Here is a 2,432-nt window from a genome sequence, read left to right on the forward strand (position 1 = left end):
CTCATCGAGCGGGTCAGCACCTGGATCTTCCCTCAGGACGTACGCCAAGGCAGGAGCAACGGAGTTCCACCTGTACCACGCCGGCCTGGCCTCCCCAGAACGCCTGACCGCCCTAGCAGAGGCCCTACGCCAAACCACGTAGCCGGGGCGTACGGGGAAGCCCCGCTTCGAGCCCCGGCCTGGAGCCGGGGCTCAAGCCCGCCCTATGCGCGGTCCTCCCTCCAGCCGGCGAGCAGGCCCGAGTCCTAGATCGTGCAGGTCGCGCCGCAGGGTCTGGACCGTGTCACGTGGTGGGGCCGAACGAACGCGCTCGTCATGCGGCGCCCGCGATCTCCTCACCGAGGACCACCAGCAAGGACGGAACCGGGTGCGATTTTCTCCCCCGACCGCACCAGCCGCCAAGGCAGGACATCCCCATACGCCCCGACCCGGACCGTATTGTCCTGGAGAAGAAACCCACCCTTGGAGGGGTACGGCTCCACCCGGCGCGCCCCGTTAAGTCGCCGTCGCGAGCCACTCCAAATGAGCACCCCCGAACGGCCCCTTGCCCTCACCAACCGCATCGAGCAACCAGCCCGCACTCGCCTCCGCCTGCGTGATCAACTCAGGCGGATAGCCGAGCAACACCTGATGCTCGGCGAACTCGTCCTCGTCATCGACAAAGAGCCGCCCATCCTGCGTCCGAATGACATCGAGATCGAGATCGAACATGGTCACCTCGCCGTCCCTCCACGCCGGCACGGTAGTGACGTCCACGTAGATCTCACTCCAATGCGGCTGGGAGTAGAACGCCGCCGTCCACCACGCATCCCTAGGGAACAACATGACCGCTGTCGCTTCCCAGACGACCGGCGGCTCTCCCCCTTTGCGAGCCATCGTCCCACTGGGCACCACCACCCAGACCCCGTGCTCATCCTCACCCAGAACCCGACCTGGATGATTCCAGTGCAACGCCCCGCCGTACTTCCGAAACACGATCCGTATGTCACTCACACAAGGAACTTATCCCCGGCGAACGCCCCACAAGCCCTCAAGTGAGCCGCGACAGCAACACCAGAGTCCTGCCCGCACACCCCTCACGGAACCCCAGGGACCCGCATCACGAAACCCCGCCACCGCCGCAAACGCTCAGTGACCCAGGGGCAGCATCACCCAATCCCGCCGCACACCCTCGGTGACTCACGGCAGTAGCACCAAACCCCGCCGCCCGCACCCTCAAGTAACCCACAGGCAGCACCCCGCCACCCAGACCCTCAAATGACCCACAGACAGCACCAACCCCCGCCAGAGCACACCGCCGCCCGCACCCCCAAGTGAGCCACGGACATCACCACCAAACCCCGCCACCCGCACACCCTCAGGTGACTCACGGGCAGCAGCATCGAGGGTCCTGCCCCATCGCCTCAACCCGCAGCCGAGACCAGCCCACTCTCATAAGCCGCTATGACGAGTTGCGCCCGATCCCGCGCCCTCAGCTTGGCCAGCAACCGGGTGATATGCGTCTTCACCGTCGCCATGCCAACCTGAAGATGATCGGCGATCTCATGGTTCGACAACCCTCGCGCAATCAACATCAACACTTCCCGCTCCCGCTCGGTCACCCCATCCAGCCCTTTGACCTGCGGAACGGCAGGAATACGCGTGAACTGCTCGATCAGCCTGCGCGTCACCGTAGGCGCCAGCAGCGCCTCCCCACTCGCGACCACCCGAATGGCCGCCAGCAGATCGACGGGCGGTGTGTCCTTCAGCAAGAACCCGCTGGCCCCGGCCCGCAACGCATCGTAAACATACGCATCCAAGTCAAACATGGTCACCACGAGAACCCGACAGACGTCCTTGATCCGCCGAGTAGCCTCGATCCCATCCATCTCCGGCATTCGCACGTCCATGAGCACCACATCGGGCCGCTGTGCCAGCGCAACGGACACGGCCTCCACCCCAGTAGCCGCCTCGCCCACCACGGCCAGATCAGGCTCGGAGTCCACCAACACCCTGAAACTCCCTCTGAGCAACGCCTGATCGTCGGCGACGACCACCCGGATCACGAACCCTCCCCATAGGGCAACCGGGCAAAGACCCGGAAGCCCCGCCCAGGAAGCCTCCCGGCCTCGAACGTCCCGCCGTACAACATGACCCGCTCCCGCATCCCGATCAGCCCATGCCCGCCCCCTTCCGCAGGCAACATCCGCCGCCCGGGCCCGTCATCGATCACCTCGATCCGCATGTCTCTCCCATCGGCGACAACGGACACCCGGCAACGAGCAGGCGCGGCATGCTTGACGACATTCGTCAGCGCCTCCTGCACGATCCGATAGACGGCCAGCTCCACCCCCTCAGACAACCGCACTCTTCCAGAATCCTCACACCCCGACGCCCCAGCACCATCGCGGGCAGGACCCGCGCAGGCGTCGACATCTCCCGCTCCTTCCACC

The 2,432-nt window shown here is 65.7% G+C and carries 3 protein-coding genes; all 3 read right to left on the reverse strand.

The features are described 5' to 3' along the window. Window positions 1-495: 495 nt before the first annotated feature. Window positions 496-993, reverse strand: coding sequence for a DUF402 domain-containing protein (locus ETD86_RS53925; protein ID WP_138674319.1), 498 nt, complete (start codon window positions 991-993; stop codon window positions 496-498). 410 nt (window positions 994-1,403) lie between these two features. After that, a complete protein-coding gene (locus tag ETD86_RS53930; RefSeq protein WP_138674320.1) occupies window positions 1,404-2,045 on the reverse strand; it encodes a response regulator in 642 nt (213 codons plus the stop codon). Next, window positions 2,042-2,347, reverse strand: a complete 306-nt coding sequence (locus ETD86_RS53935) for a sensor histidine kinase (RefSeq protein WP_211370930.1) — start codon at window positions 2,345-2,347, stop codon at window positions 2,042-2,044. Before ETD86_RS53935 ends, ETD86_RS53930 begins: the two co-directional genes overlap by 4 nt. Between the last annotated feature and the right edge of the window lie 85 nt (window positions 2,348-2,432).

Origin of the sequence: Nonomuraea turkmeniaca (genome assembly GCF_005889735.1) — a bacterium.
In the GTDB taxonomy this organism is placed as follows: domain Bacteria; phylum Actinomycetota; class Actinomycetes; order Streptosporangiales; family Streptosporangiaceae; genus Nonomuraea; species Nonomuraea turkmeniaca.